The sequence below is a fragment of the Polaromonas sp. P1_G4 genome (genome assembly GCF_056405475.1).
Window position 1 is genome coordinate 1 of record NZ_JBFUCA010000515.1, and the last position, 2,887, is coordinate 2,887.

The 2,887-nt window shown below is 56.0% G+C and carries 5 protein-coding genes; all 5 read right to left on the minus strand.

What is annotated here, in order from left to right; translation table 11 throughout:
• Positions 1 to 91: 91 nt before the first annotated feature.
• Positions 92 to 466, minus strand: coding sequence for a putative quinol monooxygenase (locus AC1D1X_RS19725; protein ID WP_477668945.1), 375 nt, complete (start codon positions 464 to 466; stop codon positions 92 to 94).
• A 170-nt stretch (positions 467 to 636) separates the two neighbouring features.
• On the minus strand, positions 637 to 1,215 hold the full coding sequence (locus AC1D1X_RS19730) for a class I SAM-dependent methyltransferase (RefSeq protein ID WP_477698957.1): 579 nt from the start codon (positions 1,213 to 1,215) through the stop codon (positions 637 to 639).
• Between the two features lie 123 nt (positions 1,216 to 1,338).
• The gene (locus AC1D1X_RS19735; RefSeq protein ID WP_477668944.1) at positions 1,339 to 2,052 is read right to left on the minus strand and encodes a hypothetical protein; all 714 of its coding nucleotides are present in this window, start codon (positions 2,050 to 2,052) and stop codon (positions 1,339 to 1,341) included.
• 158 nt (positions 2,053 to 2,210) lie between these two features.
• Positions 2,211 to 2,402 carry a hypothetical protein gene (locus AC1D1X_RS19740; protein ID WP_477668943.1) on the minus strand — a complete coding sequence of 64 codons (192 nt, stop codon included), beginning with the start codon at positions 2,400 to 2,402 and terminating at the stop codon, positions 2,211 to 2,213.
• 71 nt (positions 2,403 to 2,473) lie between these two features.
• Positions 2,474 to 2,797, minus strand: coding sequence for a hypothetical protein (locus tag AC1D1X_RS19745; RefSeq protein ID WP_477668942.1), 324 nt, complete (start codon positions 2,795 to 2,797; stop codon positions 2,474 to 2,476).
• Positions 2,798 to 2,887 lie beyond the last annotated feature (90 nt).

Below are 2,887 nucleotides of genomic sequence, written 5' to 3' on the forward strand. Positions count from 1 at the left end.
CTTGCTTGTGACGTGGCACCAGTGCGGCGAGTTCAGTACGCATAACGTTTGAGATGATAGGCTGCCGAAGGCGGTCCTCTCGATTCAAGGGTTAGGCCTCGCTGCTACGGCGAATGCCTTCTTCGAGCGCGAAGAACTGTGGATTGCGCGATGCCATCGGGCCGCGAAGCTTATCGATCTCCGCTTCTGGCGCGTGGACCTCGAACCTGACGATCTTTGCGATCTTCAGCGCTTGGCCAAGCAATTCAGCAACGTTCTCACGATGTGCGAGCAGGGCGGCTGCGTCTACGTATCCCTCGCGACAGTGGGCGACGTTGCCGCTGAAAGAGAAGGCGTAGTGCAGGCAACCCGGCTCCGTGCCCGTCTTGGCGACGAGCTTCTGCGCCAGAGCTTTGAAAGCGTCAAGTTGTCCGTCTTGGACCTCGAAATACGGCACCAAGGTGCAGCAGGTGTCAAGCGTAAACATTCATGTTTCCTGTGGTTCTCACGGGCGATATGCCCGCGCCAATTCTGCGCGTAGTGACTCACCTGGGTGCGAGAGAGACAATGATGAGGCGCTGCAGTTGCCGAAGAGCCCTCGCGATGCCTAAGGTTTGAGTTCAGCGGCCGCCGAAGGTGGTCCGCTGGAACGGTGGATCAGGCGCCGCGTTGGACCACGACTTCCCACAACGCTTTCTTGCGAACGTACTTGTTGGTCGTCTGGTGTTCCCTGGACAAGACCTGCCATCCGGTTGCGAACAGTTCGTCGACGCCCTGCGCATCAAAGAACCTCTTGGCCTGGCCGTCAACAAGGTAGTAGTTGGGCTCAATGGCAGGATGCCCAGTGGCTCCAAAGTTCTTGTCCTGGACCGAGTTCAGCCGGCACAAGAGCAGCCCACCCGGCTTGAGCGTCTGCCTGATCCGGCTCACAAGTTCCAGGGTTTCTTGCMATGGAAAGTAGTGCAGGGTAAGGCTTGCCACAACGGCACCAGCTTCGCCAGGGAGAAGGGGAAACGGATCCMTGATGTCCTGGCATGAGATGCGTGCCTGAGGTGCCCGGAGCCTCGCAGCGGCGACAGAGGTGGCGGAAAGATCGAAGGCGAGAACAGAAAGGCCGGCACCGACCAAGGTGGACGTGTCTGCGCCCGTTCCACAGCCGATCTCAAGCACCGGCTGTGAGCCAACGGACTCCTGGAGCATCGGAAGCCATCGGCCAAGCCACGGGTCGTGGAGCATGTGTTTCTTGATTCCTAACGTTTGAGGTGAACGGTTGACGCAGGCAGTCCGCTGGAATGATGGGGTAGGTTTTTCATGGGCGTGCGAAAAGTGCAATTGGCTTACATCCGCCGGTCGTGCCGCCTAATGCGCCCTTTTGATTTGTTGAGCAGCGAGTTGCGCCGTCCTCTTGATTCCATCTCGGTACGCCTCAACCAGCTCCCCCGCTCTACTGAGGGCATCCTCGAACGATGCGAAGGTGTAATTCGCGTTGGCGGTGATCTCGTCATCCGAATTTTTGTTGGCGTCTGCGCCATAACTGATGGACTGCGAATAGATCGAATCTTCTGTCTTTATATCTACGAGTTCAAACGAGATATTCAATCTGGGTGCGAACGTCGTCTTTAGCCGACTGGAATAAAGTCCCATATTCGATATGGTCACTGTCAGTATGCTGTCCGCGGTGATTGCGCTATTTTTGTAGTCAATCGAAGTTGGGTCGTCCTTTTCATATTTGATTCCATCTCCCGGTATGGCGCTTTGGTTGGCCTCCTTCAAAGCACTCAAGGTGGCAGATGCAAGTTCCTCTTGTACGTTGAAGGCCTGCTTTTCCAGCGCCGCCTTAAGTTCGTTGATTCGATTCTTTTCAACCCCCTTTTTCACGAAGAAGGCCGGGCCGGGAAAGATAATATCCAGGCCGTTTGGCGCATTTTCAATTGAAAACTTCTCTACCGGCTGAACGGAGGCTACGGCGATAACTCTTTCACCGGGAGTCAAACTCGCCTCTGCTGCAGATAATTGCAATGGAAGAATCGAGATAAAGAATAGTGCGATGGTTGTTCGAGTTAAGTGGATCATGTCGTGGGCATAGCGTTTAAAAATTTAATGAAACCTGACATTGGAGTTGGCCGGCACGCAGTGGCAATGCGCCGCCAGACGCATGCTTCTGCACACGGCCCGCTCCGCATTGCCGCGGCGTGTCCGTGTCGAGCGACCCGTTAGACCGCGGAACCCTGCTAAGGACGTCGCTGGACAAAGAGCCTCCATGCGGGGTATCCGGCAAGTAGCAGGCAAGTGGCGAGCATTGCGACAAAGCCATAACCCGACACGATGCCCGGCGCCAGCCACTCGACCAAGCCCACGATGGCAAAAAACCAGACAAGCCCCATCGCGAAGAGCGCGCCAATGAAATGAATGGCCTTGGACATGGGTGGCTACTCTTATGCGACCTGACGTTTGAATTCAGCGGCCGCCAATGGCGGTCCGCTGGAATGATGGATTAAACCGCACGCTTGAAAGCAAGCATGGAAACTGCGGCCACAAGAGACAGCTTTGAAAGCAGCGGGAGGTATACCGAAAGAACGTGACCCAAAGGAGCTTCGTCATATTCGACGAAGACCACTGCGCGCCAGATTTCAGCGGGACGACCAACGCCGACCGGCAAAAAGAATAAGTTCCAGAGCAAACCGCTGAGGCCAGCTATGGCGAAGCAAGCACCAGCAAGCCATGAGTGACGAAGCCATACAAACACGGCTAGAGCAAGCCATAAAAGCGGCAAGCCCCAGAGCGATAGCTTCGTGAGTCGATGTGCGATGGAGTCCATGAGGTCTAACGTTGGAGGCCACCGGCACGCAGCAAGCGCTGCGCAGCGGCTATCTGCTGCTGAGTGTCCGCGTGGGCCGAAATGTTAAGC